Consider the following 15,501-nt stretch of genomic DNA (forward strand, 5'->3'; position numbering starts at 1 on the left):
CACGGACGTTCTGAATCGGGATGGAAACCTTTCGGGCTATTTCGCGGCGGAAGCGCTCTGAGAGGCTGCCGGGCTCTGAGAAGCCGCGGCGGCCGACGCGGGAGCTGACTGCGTCAGAGGCACCCCGAACCGGGGACCGTCCTCCTGGAAATAAAGCACCTGCGTCTTCACGACCTGCCAGATGCAATAAAGCACCACGATCGCTGCGATGACCCGAAGCACCTCGAAAAAGATCCGCTTCAGTTTTTCGTCGTCCAAAATTCCTCTCCCTCTTGATTCCGGGCTCTCAACGGCCCCTATCAGAATAATCCCTTATTCTACCTGCTCACGCCTCAGGACTTCCCGAGACTGATCGGCGCTTTTGCTTTTGGCAACACAATTGTCATCACGCAGCCGTGACCGATCGCGGTGTTCGGGGCCGCCATGGCGTGGCCTTTATGGCGCTCGGCGATATTCGCCACAATGGAGAGCCCAAGCCCCATGCCGGACATTTTCCCCGTGTGAAGCGGCTCAAAGAAAAGATCCGCCTTTTCCTGCGTGAGTTCGAGCCCGTTATCCGCGACTGACAGATGCCACATGCCGTCAACATCCTTAAGCGAGATATGGATCTGCGGATCCGGGCAGCCATGAAGCGCTTCTGACGCGTTTTTCAGAAGATTCAGAACCGCGAGCTGGATTTCCCAGGCATCCACCTCAGCCCAGGAGTACGGCAGGCAGGCGAGCGTAATCGGCGGCGCGTCAGGATAGATGTGGTGGAATTCCTTCGCGGCCTTTTCGAGCACCGGCTTCATATCGAGTACCTGCATCACAGGATCCGGGTGTTTCGCGTAGCCGCGGACGCGGTCAACAATCTCTGACGCCCTTGTGCCCTGCCCGACGATTTCCTCCAGCGCCCCTTCAAGCACCTTGGGATCCACGGGACCGCGGTGAAGGCGCCGCAGAAGACCGTTACCGAAATTATTAATGGCTCCGAGCGGCTGCTTCAGCTCATGCGCGATCATGGAGGACATCTGACCGATGATACCGGTGCGCTCAATCGCGGCGATATGCTCGCGCGACGCCGCGATTTCCTGCTCGTAACGCTGCCGCTCCTGCATTGACTTCCGAAGCGCGAGGGTCTTCCGGCGCACCATCATCTGAAGCACTGCGGCGTATGACACCACCATCAGGATAAAAATCAGGGCGACCGCCACCTCAGCCGCGTTTTCCTTCACAAACCGCTGAATGCTCCACTGCGCGAGATACTGATACGGTCCGATCTTCAGGCGATAAAAAACGTCAAGAACGCTCTGCATGGAAGCAGGCAGCGCCCACTGCGCCTCTTTCCCGGTATGCGGCATCAGGTAGAGCGCGGTCGCCATCGTTTTCTGGGTATTCCCGTCTGTCTTCTGCAGCGACGCCACGGTGAGAGACGGGAAAACGTCTGTTGAGTGAGAGCACTGAAGCTCAGTTTCACGCCTGGGATTGATGATCCGGAAGTCCGAGAGACTGATCTTCTTCTGACGGTCTAGCGCTTCAAGAACACAGGCCGGAAGAATTCCGGCCGCGGCTTTCCCGGACAGCACGTCGCGCGTCACATTTTCGTACGGGGGGCCCGTGAAGTAGAGCTCCTGCAGGTAGCCCGGCGCGTAGCCGCGGCGCGAGAGCTCATAAAGCGGCACCAGATACCCCGGGAAAGAATCCGGACTGATCGCCGCGACCGCGTGATCACCGAGCTGCGCGAGCGACTGCACATCAAGACTCTGCGCCTTCGTAAAGAAAACCGCGGAGGCCACACTATTCACGTCACGCGCTTCGACAGGCCAGAAAGACGCAATCAGACGGAGATTGTTTTCCATCTGCGCCTGGGCAATGAAGTCTGACTGCCCGATCACGAAATCCACATCACCGTTCCGGATCGCCTCGGCGAGTTCCCCTCGGGTGAGTGTCATGAATTCCACCCGCCGTGATCCGAAAGCCTCGCGGATACGGTCTTTTGTGCGATCGAGGAACCCGCCGTCGCCTGGCTGCAGCACGTTCACCGCGGTGGTCTGCTGGATTCCGATCCTCACCGTGGCGTTGGCATCCGCGGGGGACGCCGAGACGTCCGAAAACGGCCCGGGGCTCATCATCTGGGGCGCATAGTCCGGATCCAGCACCGAGCGGCTCGGCATCGGAACCGCGGTTTTTCCAGCGGGCTGTGACCGGGGAGCCACAAGTTCGGCCGCGATCGGTTCCGCGACCGCCGGAAACGCGATCGCCGCCGCCATGAGGACCGCAACGGCCTTCCTCAGAGAAACCCCCGCAAGACACGAAAAGGCATGCCGCGGAGTGAATCCGCGGCATGCCTCAGATAAAGTCGGTCGATCAGATCGCATCAGCGAAACGCCGCTCCGGAAATCAGACTCCAGGGATCGGAATGTGCTTTCCGGGCTTACGGTGATCCAGAACGCGGATAACTTCGTAGTCACTCACGAGACCGGCAGGAGTCTGCACCGTCTTCACGTGAAGATTCACGATCAGGATGTCATCCGCATTCAGGCGGAAGACGCCGTTATCGATGATACGGAGGAAGTCCTTATCCGCCATGCGAGCGCGGATCGTCTGTTCACCATCGAAGAAGGTCCAGATCTGATCATCGCGGAAGTTGGAGGTCGGGAGCATCAGAGCGCGGGTGTGAATGTCATCCACGAGCACCACTTCCTCTTCCTTCGGAACCGCGTAGAAATCCGCATCCTCACGCGCGAGCTTCACGGTCACATTGCCGGTCGCGCGGTTACGGATCTCAATCGCCTGCACTTCCGGATTCTTGAAGACTCCGGCGAGCTGCTCAACCGCCTCACGCACACCGAGGTGGCGGAAAAGCTTGTAGGTATGGGTCGATACCTCGTAGGTATCGCGGCCGCAGGTGATCAGAACGGTTTCATCCTTCAGCGTGACCGCGTCAATACGGCGTCCGGCAATCTGCTTCAGCAGCTGAAAGAGTCCCAGCAGAGACGTGTTTTCCGTCTCCAACCAGCCCAGAGCCTCGCCGACAGAAGATTCCGGCGGATTGATGAACTCAGCGACGCCAGCCAGCTGAGCGCGGCGCGCCATACCGAAATTCTTCCTGAACCCGAGATCAACGCTATAGGCCGTAAGCGACGGATCGCGGCGCACGTCCACTTCCGGATCAATCAGATAGCCGTAGAGCGCCCGGGACCCCATCGTCAGCAGCTGGTCCACGCCGATAATCGCCTGCGCGAGCGGCTGATTGGTAGTAGTCGTTTCAACCTTCTGCGCACCGGCAAAGGCAATATCAAAAGCGGCAATCATGGCTTTAAAAAAACCTCAGTTCAGGTTTCCACGGAGAACGAAAGAAATCTTTCGCTCGTGTACGGGTAACAAAACCCGGCGCATAAAGGACCGCCGGGCGGAAAATTCATACAATGATAAAACGGAATGCGGGAGGCTGCACCTCGCGGCGTTCCGCTTCATACAGATTCTTTTATTGAGCCGGGGGGATCAGAGGCCGGATGTCCGCCAAATCAGCCGCCAATCCAGAAATTGAAGGAAGCGCAGTGATCCTCTCCGCGGAGAGGACCGCTCCTGGCATCGCGCCTCTCGAGTCACTCGGCCTCCCGTCGCTTCTCGATGGGTCCCAGGGACGAAACCGGGGACCGGAAGAGAAATCCGCGCTCGACGCTTCAAACGACCTCGAAGCGATCCACGCCTGGCTCGCCTCGCGCGCCTCAAACCCCAACACCCGAAGCGCGTATCAGAAAGAGGCTGAGCGATTTCTCCTCTGGTGCATCATGGAGAAAAACACGGCGCTCAGCTCGGTAACCGTTCCTCAGGCCTCTCAGTATCTCCGGTGGCTTGAGGATCTCGCGCGCCTCACGCCGGAAGCCTGGAGCCGGAAGTGGCGGGTTCCTGCCGCGCAGTGGATTGGAAAGAAGAGCGAAAGACGGGATTCCCCCGCTTGGCGCCCTTTCAACGGCCCGCTTTCCCACACAAGCCGGCGTCAGGCTTTGACTGTGGTGAGGCTCCTCTTCAGTTTTCTCACGAAAACCGGCTACCTCCGCACCAATCCTTTTGATCAGGTCCCGCAGCGCATCCGTTTTCTCCCCGGGGAAGGCGCGCCGAAAGAGTTTTCTGACCGCTCGCTTACGCCAGAGCAGTGGGGTGACGTCCTCCGGTGCCTTGACGCCATGGAGGATGGGATCGAAAAGTCGAGGCTTGAAACCATTCTCATGATGGGAAAGGGACTCGGCATGCGGGCAAGCGAAATGCTCTCCTCCACCGCGGGCTGGATCACGCAGCGCCGGATCGGGAATGAATCCGTCACCATTATTGAGGTGATCGGAAAAGGGGACAAAGTCCGCCGCCTGCCCTTGCAGCAGGAGCATCTCGACGCCTTCAACGCCTATCTGAAGATCCGGGGGCTTCCCCCGATCGGAAGCTGCCCCAAGGGAACCCCGCTTCTCGCGAGTCTCGGAAAGGGAAAGCGTCCGAAAAACGCGACAGACGCCCTCTCCCGCTCCGGGCTTCACCGCATACTGAAAAAGTTTCTCGAGGAAGCGGCGCTTCTCGCGGATCAGAAGAATCCGATCGACGGCGCGAAGCTCCGCACAGCATCCGCTCACTGGCTGCGGCACACCTTTGCTGAAACCGCTCTTGAATCCATGCCGGTGAATGTCGTGCAGACGGCACTCGGTCACTCCTCTCTCTCCACCACGTCGCTCTACCTCGTACCGGCGGACGCCCGGGTGATCCAGGAATTCAAGAAGGTAAAACCGATCTGAGTCAGCCGCTCAGGACCGGAAAGCCGAGCGGTAGCTTTCCAGAATCTTTTCAAGCGCGAGCTTGTTATTGAGGGGCACCGTGGAGGCCCGTTTCAGGGACTCAGTCTCATCGAGCCAGTGAAAGAGCGCCTGAAGATCCGCGCGCGGCGCGATCGACTGCAGTTCGGGGGTCTCGCCGACAAAGTAGGACGGCTGAAGACCGGACTTCACGCGGATCAGATCCGTGCCCCAGCGGGAAAGAAAATCCGCGCAGGCGTCGAGCTTCCAGCCGGTGCCGACACCCGGCGCGACCTGAGTGATATCCAGCCGTTTCCCCGCCTTAAGCAGGTTCAGGAAAAGCGTTCTCGCCTCATCCGGCACGATCTTATGACCTCGGACCACGGCAAGCGGATTCCCGCCCGCTTCGGCAAGCTGCTCATCAAAGTCCTTCAGCCCTTTGGATTCAAGCCAGGAGGAGGCTGCCTCCGGATCCGGCTTTCTCGCGTGAAGCAGAACGCAGCGCGAGCGGAGGGTTGGGAGAATGGCGTCGAGATCCTCCGCGATCATGATGAAACTGAGATCAGGCGGCGGCTCCTCCACCATCTTGAGAAGAACTGACGCGGCGTCCGGCCGGATACGGTCCGCCGGCGAAATGAGAATGACGCGTCTCGGGCTCCGGTGAGGCTTCAGCGCCACGTAGTCCCGGAGCTCACGGACAGCCGCAATGGAGATTTCGTCTGAGAGTTTCTTCCCGGCGCTTTCAGGGATGGGCAGATCGTGCCTCGCTGCCTCCTCTTCCGAAAGCAGAAAACGGATATCCGGGTGAGTTCCCGCTTCCGCGAGCCGGCATCCCGGGCATTTCCCGCAGGGCGTGCCGTCCTCTGCCGGATTCTCACACATCAGGCTCTTCGTAAAAGCGAGCACGAGCTCAAAGGTGCCGATATCCCGGGGCCCGCTCACGATGATGCCGCTCGGCATCCGGTGTCTGAAGATTTCCAGATCCCGGCTGAGTGCTTCCTGCCAGGGGTAAATCGCGAGCGGCATAGGTTTTTCCTTCGCTGATGTGAAGAAACGGGTGAAACAGAAAGGGGCGGCAACGCCGCCTCCTTCAGAATCCCCTCCGTTATTTCTTCAGAATGTACTGATTCACGGCGGCATTATGTTCGCCGAGCGTTTCCGAAAACTTGGAGCGGCCGGAACCGGACGCGACAAAGTAAAGATACTTTGTGTCCGCCGGATGCATCGCGGCGTGAATCGCCTCACGTGACGGACACGCGATCGGCGTGGGCGGAAGGCCGCGCTGGCGGTACGTATTATAAATATTGTCTTTCAGCAGATCGTCTTTCGTGATGTTCTTCGGGTCAGAGCGGGTTTCCAGGCCCTTCGCGTAGAGCACCGTAGGATCGGTCTGAAGCGGCATTCCGATTTTCAGACGGTTATAGAAGACACTCGAAACAAGGTATTTCTCCTGCCCCTGACCCGCTTCCTTATCGATAAGGGACGCGAGAATCAGCGCCTCATACGGTGTCCGGATGAGAGCGGTGGCCGCCGTATCGCGGTTCTGCCACTCAGAATCCAGAATCTGTTTCTGATGACGCACCATCTTCGCGAGAAGCGCGGCATCAGACTGCCCCGGCTTGTAGTAATACGTGTCGGGCGCTGCGAGCCCTTCGTAATAACTGACAGAAGCGGATTCCCTGAATTTTTTGCGGACCGAATCAATATCCTGATCAAATCCGCGGAAAACCTCCGGATCCGATTTCAGGGTGGCATCCGAAAAATCAGTGAGCTTGCGATCGAGATCCGGGCTCTCCTTAAAGAGTTTTTCAACGCCCCAGATATTCGCTCCGTCCGGAATCCGGATAACGAGGTAACTCACGCGTCCCGAGGCAAGTTTGAAGAAAAGTGAAATCAGAGGCGACTTCGGGGAAAGCTGATAGCAGCCCTTCTTCAGACCCGAAGAGGAAAACGCGCTCGCCGCCGACACCACGGGGTACAGGATCGCTTCCGGCGTCTGAACGCCGGAGAGACGGAGTTTTTTCACCGCATCCGCCGTCGTTGTGTCTGTCCGGTCAATGATCACGGAGAGCACACCGTTTTTCGGGACAGTGGTCCAGGATATCGGCTGGAAAATAAAAATCAGGGCCAGAAGAATGACCACCACGACGGTGGCTCTCCGGTCAAATCGGATCCGTTTCATGAAATAACGCAAAAATCAGCAAATACGGCAGGCGGTCCCGTGTTTTTCTCCGGACCGCTGCGGAACCAAAACTTTTCTGATGATAAAAGATTTCCGGGACCGGTTCGGGCGGAAAAAGCCCCGGAGCCGTTTCGAAAAGTTTCCAAGAGAGGAGCGGAGCCCCGGGCTCCGCACCGGGCAAAAGAAACCGGCTTCCCCGGTGTAACAGGAAAGCCGGCAAGTCCCGCGATTCCCGGACGAATCCGGGATCAGCGAAACACTCAGGCGCGGTTCATCGCGTGAAGTTCCTGCAGGCTGCGGACCTCGACATCCTTCGCGTGCTTCTGGCCTTCAACCGCGGCGGCAGCGCCCGAAATCGTCGTGTAGTACACAACGCCGAGCTGCGCAAGCGCCGTCTGGCGGATCTGGCGCGCGTCGCTGATCTGAGTACGGGATTCGTCAGCCGTCGCGATCACGAGCTGCACGTCACCGTTCTTGATCATATCGACCACGTTCGGACGGCCTTCAGAAACCTTATTCACCACACGGCAGGGAATCGCCGCATGCTGCAGAAGAGCCGCTGTGCCGCGCGTCGCGACGATATTGAAGCCCTGGTCACGGAGGTGCGTGGCAACCGACACCGCGCGGGCCTTATCGACATCGCGGACCGAAATAAACGCCGTACCCTTTTCGGGGAGCCGGTCACCGGCGCCGAGTTCAGCCTTATAAAGCGCTTCGCCGAACGACGCGCCGACACCCATCACTTCGCCGGTCGACCGCATTTCAGGTCCAAGGACCGGGTCCACACCGAGGAACTTGGTGAACGGGAACACGGCTTCCTTCACGCACATGTACTTCGGCGTTACCTCAACCTTGACCCCCTGCTGCTTCATCGTCTGCCCGACCATCACGCGGGCCGCGATCTTCGCGAGCGGCTCACCCGTCGCCTTGCAGACAAACGGCACGGTGCGCGAGGCACGCGGATTCACTTCGAGAATGTAGACCTTCGGGTTCTCGGAGTAGGCGTGCTGCACGGCGAGCTGCACATTCATGAGCCCCTTCACCTTAAGCGCCTCAGCGAGGAGTCTCGTCTCACGCTTGATCTCTTCAACGAGCTCAGGGCGGAGGCTGTAAGGCGGGAGCGAGCACGCCGCGTCGCCCGAGTGGACGCCGGCCTGCTCAATATGCTGCATGATGCCGCCGATCCGGACTTCGTCCCCGTCACTCACGGCGTCAACGTCCATTTCCACCGCGTCGTCGAGGAACCGATCGAGGAGCACCGGGCTGTCGTTGCTCACCTTGATCGCCTCACGCATGTAGGCCTCGAGATCCTTCCGGCTGTGGACGATATCCATCGCGCGGCCGCCAAGCACGTAGGACGGGCGGACAACGAGCGGGTACCCGATTTCGTCTGCCATCACGATGGCGTCTTCTTCGGACCGGGCCGCACGGTTCGGCGGCTGCAGGATGCCAAGGTCTGACGCAAGCTTCTGGAAGCGGCCTCGGTCTTCCGCGATATCGATCGAATCCGGAGTCGTACCGAGAATCGGCACACCTTCCTTCTCAAGCTTCCGGCAGAGATTGATTGGGGTCTGACCGCCGTACTGCACGATGACACCGAACGGCTTCTCAATGCGGCAGATCTCGAGCACGTCTTCGAGCGTCACCGGTTCAAAGAACAGGCGATCCGACGTGTCATAGTCAGTCGACACCGTTTCCGGATTGCAGTTCACCATGATGGTCTCGTAGCCATCTTCGCGGAGCGCGTGAGCGGCGTGGACGCAGCAATAGTCGAACTCGATACCCTGGCCGATACGGTTCGGACCGCCGCCCAGCACCACCACCTTCTTCCGGTCATCCGGATCGGCCTCACTCGCGCCGTGGTAGGTGGAGTAGAGGTAAGCGGACGTGGTCTTGAATTCCGCGGCGCACGTATCAACGCGCTTATAGGAGGGGTGCAGCTTCATCATCCAGCGGTCAGAACGCACTTCGTCCTCAGACACGTGGAGAAGCTTCGCAAGACGGCGGTCGGAGAAGCCCTTCTGCTTGAGGAAGAGGAGCTCTTCACGCGTGAGCGAGGAAAGCGTCCGGCCCTCAAGCCGCTTCTCGATATCGATGATTTCCTGAATCTGGATAAGGAACCAGGGGTCGATATTCGTCGCTTCCTGGACTTCCTTCAGCGTCATGCCGATACGGAACGCGTCACCGACATAGAAGATACGCTCGGGGCCCGCGTCGGAAATCTCATAGACGATCTGTTCGCGGTCGGATGTCTTGCTGTCAAGACCGTCCTTACCGGTTTCAAGACCGCGGAGCGCCTTCTGGAAGGATTCCTGGAACGTGCGGCCGATCGCCATCACTTCGCCCACAGCCTTCATCTGGGTGGTCAGACGGTCATCCGCCTGCGGGAACTTCTCAAAGGCGAAACGCGGCATCTTCGTGACGACGTAGTCAATCGTCGGCTCGAAGGAAATCGGGGTCTTGCCGCCGGTGATGTCGTTCCGGAGTTCGTCAAGCGTGTAGCCCACGGCGAGCTTGGCCGCGACCTTCGCGATCGGGAAACCGGTTGCCTTGGAGGCGAGAGCGGACGAACGCGACACGCGCGGGTTCATTTCGATCACGATCAGGCGGCCGTTCTTCGGGTTCACGGCGAACTGCACGTTTGATCCGCCCGTATCCACGCCGATCTCGCGGAGAATCGCGATCGAGGCGTTACGCATGATCTGATACTCTTTGTCGGTCAGCGTCTGGGCCGGAGCGACGGTAATCGAGTCGCCCGTGTGAATACCCATCGGATCGAGGTTCTCAATCGAGCAGACGATGATGCAGTTATCCGCGTGATCGCGGACCACTTCCATCTCGTACTCTTTCCAGCCGAGAAGCGACTCTTCAATCAGAAGCTCGTGCGTCGGGGAAAGCTTGAGACCGCGCTGGCAGATCCGCACGAACTCTTCCATGTTGTAGGCGATGCCGCCGCCTGAGCCGCCAAGCGTGAAGCTCGGGCGGATGATCGTGGGGAATCCCACGGTCTGCTGCACTTCGAGCGCTTCCTGCATGTTGTAGGCGATACCGGACTTCGCGCATTCAAGGCCGATTTTCTCCATCGCTTCCTTGAAGAGCTTGCGGTCCTCAGCCTTTTCAATCGCTTTCGGCGAGGCGCCGATCAGTTCGATCCCGTACTTATCGAGCACGCCGTGATTCTTCAGATCGAGCGCGCAGTTGAGCGCTGTCTGACCGCCCATCGTCGGCAGAATCACATCGGGCCGTTCCTTCGCGATGATCCGCTCAACCACCTCCCAGGTGATCGGCTCAATGTAGGTCGCGTCCACGAGCCCCGGATCCGTCATGATCGTGGCGGGGTTCGAGTTCACGAGAATGACGCGGTACCCTTCTTCCTTCAGCGCCTTGCAGGCCTGAGCACCGGAGTAGTCAAACTCACAGGCCTGGCCGATGATGATCGGGCCGGCGCCGATGATGAGAATGGATTTTATGTCCTGACGTTTTGGCATTTCGCTATCCTGTCTGCCGCCTTTCCCCGAGTGGCCGGAGCGCTCCCCGGGCAAAGGCCAATATTAAGAATTACCGGAAAATTACCTGGCCGCCTTGCTTTCAGCGTACGTACGGACCATCTGTCCGAAACGCTCGAAAAGCGGGGAAATGTCCTGAGGTCCCGGGCTCGCTTCAGGGTGACCCTGGAAGCTGAAGGCCGGAGCGTCGGTAAGCTCCATACCCTGGAGCGTGCCGTCAAAGAGCGACTCGTGCGTCACACGGACATTCGCGGGAAGCGTGGAGGCGTCGACCGCAAACCCGTGGTTCTGGCTCGTGATGTATACATGCTTCGTCTTCACATCGATCACCGGGTGATTGGCGCCGTGGTGACCGGTCTTCATCTTTACGGTCTTTCCGCCCACCGCGAGACCGAGGATCTGGTGCCCGAGGCAGATACCGAAGAACGGAATGCCGGACTTCAGAATCTTTTTCGCGGTTTCAATCGCGTACGTGCAGGGTTCCGGATCTCCCGGGCCGTTCGAGAAGAAGAAGCCATCCGGGGAATACTTCATCGCGTCTTCAAAGGAAGTCTTCGCGGGCAGCACGGTAACGCGCAGTCCCTGATTCACGAGAAGGCGGAGAATGTTCTGCTTCACGCCGAAGTCGTAAGCCACGATGTGGAAGGGAAGCTCAGGCTTCGTGTAGGAGGTAGCGCCCGTGTCGTTATCGATCTGCCAGGTGCCTTCGGTCCACTCGTACGGAGCCTTGGTGGTCACAACCTGAGCGAGATCCTGACCCACCATGCCGGTGTAGCTCTTCGCGGCTTCCACAGCGGCATTCAGTTCCTCGTCAGTCAGCGTGCCGTTCGCGGCCGTCAGAATACAGGCTGCCTGCGCGCCGCGGTCACGGATGATCTGGGTAAGGAGACGGTTATCGACTTCGGCAATGCCAACCACGCCGGAACGGGTGAGGTATTCGGAAAGCGTTTCCTTCGCACGGAAGTTCGAGACGATGGGAGAAAGGGTTTCGATGACGAGGCCCACCGCGTAAATGCGGCCCGATTCGGTATCTTCGTTATTCACGCCCACGTTGCCGATATGCGGATACGTGAGATTGACGATCTGACCGGTGTAGGACGGATCTGTCAGGATTTCCTGATAGCCCGTCATGGACGTATTGAAAACGACTTCAGCGATGGTACGACCGGGCGCGCCGATGGAACGGCCGCGGAACAGCGTTCCGTCGGCCAGGGCCAGTACAGCCTCAGGCCGGTTGTCCTGAATGAGTGAGCTCACGTGCTTCTCCCGTTACGTTAAACAGTGTGCCCGGCGGGCAACCGACGGGTTCCTCGCTTTCGGGGCGCACGAGCCGGAACCAGCTTTGAAGGGAAAAGAAGGCACCGGCTTACAGATTGTGTTGCTCGAGACCTCCGAAACCGAAAGTCTGTTGCGGTTAACTGATTATTATACTGTGAGACGAACGTCTCTGGAAATGCCTGGTACCCGGGACGGGACTCGAACCCGTATGCCGAAGCGAGGGATTTTAAGTCCCCTGCGTCTACCAATTCCGCCACCCGGGCACTCGCTGATGCAGATATGAAAAAAGGAAGCCCTTGAAAGCTTCCTCTTCTCGAAAATGGAGCGGGAGACGAGTCTCGAACTCGCGACCTCAACCTTGGCAAGGTTGCGCTCTACCAACTGAGCTACTCCCGCATCAGTACGCCTGCTGAATTATGGAGGCGCGAGGCAGAATCGAACTGCCGTGAACGGATTTGCAATCCGGTGCATAACCACTTTGCTATCGCGCCACCACGCTTCCTCAGCATTACTGAAGAATCCTGGAGCGGGAGACGAGTCTCGAACTCGCGACCTCAACCTTGGCAAGGTTGCGCTCTACCAACTGAGCTACTCCCGCATAGGAATACAAATTCTACGGATAAAAAGCCGTTTGTCAAGGCTTCGTCTCCAAAGATTTTTTCCCTCTACTGGTTTTTCGTTACGATTCCGCCCTTAACGGATTGACACGCACCTATATAATTAATGAGATAGGACACTTATTTACTCAATCAGAAAAGCCATGCCGCTGAGCCGCCGAAATCTGCTGACACTGCTTCTGACAGCCGCCATACCTGGGCTGCCGGCGGCTGTCTGCGCTCAGCTTCCGGATCCGGCTCTGAGAAAAACGGAGTCGAGCGAGGATACGTCTTACCCCGCGATGCCAGAGGTTCAGGCTTACATTGAGGAAACCGCCGCGGCGACTCAGCTTCCTAAGTCCTTTATTGAAGAGGTCCTCTCGCAGGCTACGTATTCCGCCCGCGTGGAGCAGCTGATGACACCGAAGCCCCGGAAGCCGAATGCGCCGAAAACCGCGGTCCGCGGCGACTGGCGGGTCTATCAGCACCGGATGGTCGGAAAGTCCCGGATTGAGAAGGGATCGGAATTCCTCGAGGAAAACGACGAGGCTTTCGGAAAGGCGGAGGACCGCTACGGCATTCCGCGGGACATCGTGGCGTCGATCATCGGCGTTGAAACGGTCTACGGCAGAAACCAGGGCAGTTTCCGCGTTCTGGATTCCCTCTGCACGCTTACTTTCGATTACAAGCGCCGCGCGGATTACTTCAGGACGGAACTCACCGAGTTTCTCCTGCTTCTTCGCGAGCAGCATCTCGATCCTGCTACGGTCTATGGGAGCTTCGCGGGCGCAATCGGCATGGGGCAATTCATGCCCTCCTCGGTGCGCAAGTATGCCGTCGACTTTGACGGGGACGGTCAGATCGATCTCGTTGGGTCGAGCGCTGACGCGATCGGCTCAGTGGCGAACTACCTCTCAAGCCACGGCTGGGTCCGGGGGCTTCCGCCGTTTTTCTCCTGCACGCCGGACAGCGACGCCGATATGCGGCTCGTCACAGGCGGCATCACCACTGATACGACGTTTGACCACGCGCTCCGGGCCGGGTTCATTCCGGATTTCGAGCTCAACATCCCGGGTGACGAACCTCTGATGATCGTTGATCTCCCGTACCGCGACCAGGATGGAAAGCAGGCGACAGAGTACCGCCTCGGGACCCGGAATTTCCAGACGATCCTGAACTATAACCACAGCTATTTCTACGCCAGCGCGGTATCAGATCTCGCGGAGGAAATCGAAACGATTTCGATGGACAGCGCAGCGGCCAGCATGGCGTCAAGCTCCGCCTCTTCCTGAAACCGGTGATCATTTCCCGGAATGCAAAAACCGACCCCGGTTCTGTACCGAGGTCGGTTTTTTCTTGCCTATCCCGAAAGCGCGCGGGAGTGACGTATCAAACGATCTTCATATCGAGCGTACCGACACCCGCGATGCCGCCCTTCAGGAAATCGCCCTTCTTCACGGGACCGACACCAGCCGGCGTTCCGGTGAAGACAATATCACCCGCCTTCAGTTCCCAGAACTTCGAGAGATGGCTGATCAGCTCAGCCGGCGTGAAAAGCATCTGATCGATATTGCCGTCCTGCTTTTTCTCGCTGTTCACGTAGAGCCAGATCCCCAGATTCTGCAGCTCCGGTGTCCGTTCAATCGGGCGGAGCGCCGTGACGGGGAGCGCGCTGTCAACCGTCTTCCCCTTTTCCCAGGGCTGCCCTTTGTCACGCATTCTGAAGTGCCAGTCGCGGCGCGTAAAGTCGCAGCCGACCGCGAAGCCGTAGATCGCCTTTTCAGCTTCTTCAGGCGTGAGGTCGCGGCCGCCTGACTTCAGCGCGACAACGAGCTCAATCTCATGCTGGAAATTATCGGACTGAGGAGGATACGAGATTTCAGCCACGGTTCCTTCCGGAACCGGCACAACCGCGTCAACAGGCTTCAGGAAGATCACCGGCTCGTCCGGAGCGTTCAGCTCCTTATTGTGGGCCGAGTAGTTGTGACCGATGAAATACACGCGATGCAGGGGGAAGTAAAGATTCTTCTCCCCCACGATCGGCAGAACGGCCTGAGGGGGCGGTGCAAAAAGAAATGACATAGGAACTCCTCTGATAAAGGGCGGCTCGCGCCGCGTCCGCATGATGCTTCATTTGCCTGCGGCCCTCAGGGCTTAGGCGGAAAAGCCAGCGTCAGGCTTCTTCCTCATCACGCTCAGGCTTCACGGGGTTCGGACGGCCCTTCCACCAGAGATAAGCCTGATAGACGTAGCCCGAGACGGCGTAAATGCAGAAGATGATGAAGATCGAGAGTGACGGATTGCTCGAAATAATGATGAAGAGAATCGCCGCGACGAAAAGGAACCAGAACGGCACGGTTCTCACAACGGCAAGGCTCTTGCCGGAGAAGAACGGCGCGTTGCAGACCATCGTAAGGCCGGCGAAAACCGCGAGCACCGCGGCCATCCAGGGAAGCGCGTCACCCGTCCAGGCGGGGAGCTTGTTATCAACCGCGAGCCACACAAAGCCTGCGATCAGTGCGGCAGCCGCCGGGCTCGGAAGCCCCTGGAAGAAGCTCTTATCCACGACCTTCACATTGGTATTGAAGCGGGCAAGACGGAGACCGGCGCCCAGGCAGTAAATGAAAGCCGCGGCCCAGCCGATCTTTCCAAGGCCGGAAAGCGCGAACTGATAGATCACGAGAGCCGGCGCCACGCCGAACGCTGTCATATCCGCGATCGAGTCATACTGCACGCCAAACTCGCTCTGCGTATGAGTGAGGCGGGCGACACGGCCGTCACAGCCGTCAAAAATCATCGAGAAGAAGATCGCAATGGAGGCAATATCAAAGTGCCCGGCCATGGCCTGAACAATCGCGTAAAACGCGCAGAAAAGCGACGCCGTCGTAAAAAGGTTCGGCAGAACGTAGATGCCCCGCGTGCGGACAATCCTGATATTGCGCTTTCCGATTTCGGTAAGCGGAACTCGCTGACCCGGGATGTGTTCTGAAGTCATTTTTATCGTCTTTTCCTGAATAACTGAATGCAGACGCGGACGCCGGGGCTTACCCAGGCATCCGCTTTGCTTTTTTGGGGGAACGGTCAGAGCGCCGAAGCCTTACTTCGCTGAAGCGTCAGTCGTCTTCGCGGGTTCAGCCGCGGCAGGAGCGCTTGTCTCAGACTCCGCGGGAGCGGCAGCC

Annotated in this window: 11 protein-coding genes and 4 tRNA genes; 2 read left to right on the top strand and 13 right to left on the bottom strand. The window is 58.7% G+C overall.

The genetic code is table 11. The features are described 5' to 3' along the window. Positions 1-36 precede the first annotated feature (36 nt). From M4NBBH2_RS00340 to M4NBBH2_RS00350, 3 genes are all read right to left on the bottom strand, one after another. Positions 37-258, bottom strand: coding sequence for a hypothetical protein (locus M4NBBH2_RS00340; protein WP_116269255.1), 222 nt, complete (start codon positions 256-258; stop codon positions 37-39). Positions 259-332: 74 nt separating this feature from the next. Next, a complete protein-coding gene (locus M4NBBH2_RS00345; RefSeq protein ID WP_160117850.1) occupies positions 333-2,249 on the bottom strand; it encodes a sensor histidine kinase in 1,917 nt (638 codons plus the stop codon). 130 nt (positions 2,250-2,379) lie between these two features. Next, positions 2,380-3,294, bottom strand: coding sequence for an LAPAL motif-containing putative phage structural protein (locus tag M4NBBH2_RS00350; protein WP_116269257.1), 915 nt, complete (start codon positions 3,292-3,294; stop codon positions 2,380-2,382). Positions 3,295-3,494: 200 nt separating this feature from the next. On the opposite strand from M4NBBH2_RS00350, the gene M4NBBH2_RS00355 reads away from it, so the two are divergent. After that, positions 3,495-4,763 (top strand): tyrosine-type recombinase/integrase, encoded by a 1,269-nt coding sequence (locus tag M4NBBH2_RS00355; RefSeq protein WP_116269258.1) that lies wholly within the window; start codon positions 3,495-3,497, stop codon positions 4,761-4,763. A 9-nt stretch (positions 4,764-4,772) separates the two neighbouring features. Here M4NBBH2_RS00355 and M4NBBH2_RS00360 read toward each other — a convergent pair whose 3' ends face one another. The 8 genes from M4NBBH2_RS00360 to M4NBBH2_RS00395 all read right to left on the bottom strand — a co-directional run bounded on the left by M4NBBH2_RS00360 (position 4,773) and on the right by M4NBBH2_RS00395 (position 12,324). Beyond that, positions 4,773-5,786 (bottom strand): DNA polymerase III delta subunit-related protein, encoded by a 1,014-nt coding sequence (locus tag M4NBBH2_RS00360; protein ID WP_116269259.1) that lies wholly within the window; start codon positions 5,784-5,786, stop codon positions 4,773-4,775. Positions 5,787-5,865: 79 nt separating this feature from the next. Then, positions 5,866-6,942 (bottom strand): endolytic transglycosylase MltG, encoded by a 1,077-nt coding sequence (mltG, locus tag M4NBBH2_RS00365; protein ID WP_124944567.1) that lies wholly within the window; start codon positions 6,940-6,942, stop codon positions 5,866-5,868. Positions 6,943-7,202: 260 nt separating this feature from the next. Next, positions 7,203-10,430 (bottom strand): carbamoyl-phosphate synthase large subunit, encoded by a 3,228-nt coding sequence (carB, locus tag M4NBBH2_RS00370; RefSeq protein ID WP_116269261.1) that lies wholly within the window; start codon positions 10,428-10,430, stop codon positions 7,203-7,205. An 81-nt stretch (positions 10,431-10,511) separates the two neighbouring features. Then, positions 10,512-11,705, bottom strand: coding sequence for a glutamine-hydrolyzing carbamoyl-phosphate synthase small subunit (gene carA / locus M4NBBH2_RS00375; protein WP_238691357.1), 1,194 nt, complete (start codon positions 11,703-11,705; stop codon positions 10,512-10,514). A 201-nt stretch (positions 11,706-11,906) separates the two neighbouring features. Continuing rightward, a tRNA-Leu gene (locus M4NBBH2_RS00380) sits at positions 11,907-11,989 on the bottom strand. A 57-nt stretch (positions 11,990-12,046) separates the two neighbouring features. Further along, positions 12,047-12,122: transfer RNA gene (locus M4NBBH2_RS00385), tRNA-Gly, on the bottom strand. A 21-nt stretch (positions 12,123-12,143) separates the two neighbouring features. Then, positions 12,144-12,217 (bottom strand) — tRNA-Cys (locus M4NBBH2_RS00390). Positions 12,218-12,248: 31 nt separating this feature from the next. Next, a tRNA-Gly gene (locus tag M4NBBH2_RS00395) sits at positions 12,249-12,324 on the bottom strand. A 162-nt stretch (positions 12,325-12,486) separates the two neighbouring features. Here M4NBBH2_RS00395 and mltB point away from each other — a divergent pair. After that, positions 12,487-13,614, top strand: a complete 1,128-nt coding sequence (gene mltB, locus M4NBBH2_RS00400; protein WP_116269262.1) for a lytic murein transglycosylase B — start codon at positions 12,487-12,489, stop codon at positions 13,612-13,614. Positions 13,615-13,711: 97 nt separating this feature from the next. On the opposite strand, the gene M4NBBH2_RS00405 is transcribed toward mltB, so the two are convergent. Both M4NBBH2_RS00405 and pssA read right to left on the bottom strand, forming a co-directional pair. Next, complete coding sequence (locus tag M4NBBH2_RS00405) at positions 13,712-14,404, bottom strand: fumarylacetoacetate hydrolase family protein (RefSeq protein ID WP_116269263.1); 693 nt, start codon at positions 14,402-14,404, stop codon at positions 13,712-13,714. A 91-nt stretch (positions 14,405-14,495) separates the two neighbouring features. Beyond that, positions 14,496-15,317, bottom strand: a complete 822-nt coding sequence (gene pssA / locus M4NBBH2_RS00410) for a CDP-diacylglycerol--serine O-phosphatidyltransferase (RefSeq protein WP_022443057.1) — start codon at positions 15,315-15,317, stop codon at positions 14,496-14,498. Positions 15,318-15,501: the final 184 nt, after the last annotated feature.

The sequence above is a fragment of the Mesosutterella multiformis genome, assembly GCF_003402575.1.
Taxonomy (GTDB): Bacteria; Pseudomonadota; Gammaproteobacteria; order Burkholderiales; family Burkholderiaceae_F; genus Mesosutterella; species Mesosutterella multiformis.

What these genes read in the sequence shown, in the direction of transcription:
- M4NBBH2_RS00345 (WP_160117850.1), bottom strand. Translation starts at nt 2,249, where the DNA reads ATGGCGGCGGCGATCGCGTTTCCGGCGGTCGCGGAACCGATCGCGGCC.
- M4NBBH2_RS00350 (WP_116269257.1), bottom strand. Translation starts at nt 3,294, where the DNA reads ATGATTGCCGCTTTTGATATTGCCTTTGCCGGTGCGCAGAAGGTTGAA.
- M4NBBH2_RS00355 (WP_116269258.1), top strand. Translation starts at nt 3,495, where the DNA reads ATGTCCGCCAAATCAGCCGCCAATCCAGAAATTGAAGGAAGCGCAGTG.
- M4NBBH2_RS00360 (WP_116269259.1), bottom strand. Translation starts at nt 5,786, where the DNA reads ATGCCGCTCGCGATTTACCCCTGGCAGGAAGCACTCAGCCGGGATCTG.
- mltG (WP_124944567.1), bottom strand. Translation starts at nt 6,942, where the DNA reads ATGAAACGGATCCGATTTGACCGGAGAGCCACCGTCGTGGTGGTCATT.
- carB (WP_116269261.1), bottom strand. Translation starts at nt 10,430, where the DNA reads ATGCCAAAACGTCAGGACATAAAATCCATTCTCATCATCGGCGCCGGC.
- mltB (WP_116269262.1), top strand. Translation starts at nt 12,487, where the DNA reads ATGCCGCTGAGCCGCCGAAATCTGCTGACACTGCTTCTGACAGCCGCC.
- M4NBBH2_RS00405 (WP_116269263.1), bottom strand. Translation starts at nt 14,404, where the DNA reads ATGTCATTTCTTTTTGCACCGCCCCCTCAGGCCGTTCTGCCGATCGTG.
- pssA (WP_022443057.1), bottom strand. Translation starts at nt 15,317, where the DNA reads ATGACTTCAGAACACATCCCGGGTCAGCGAGTTCCGCTTACCGAAATC.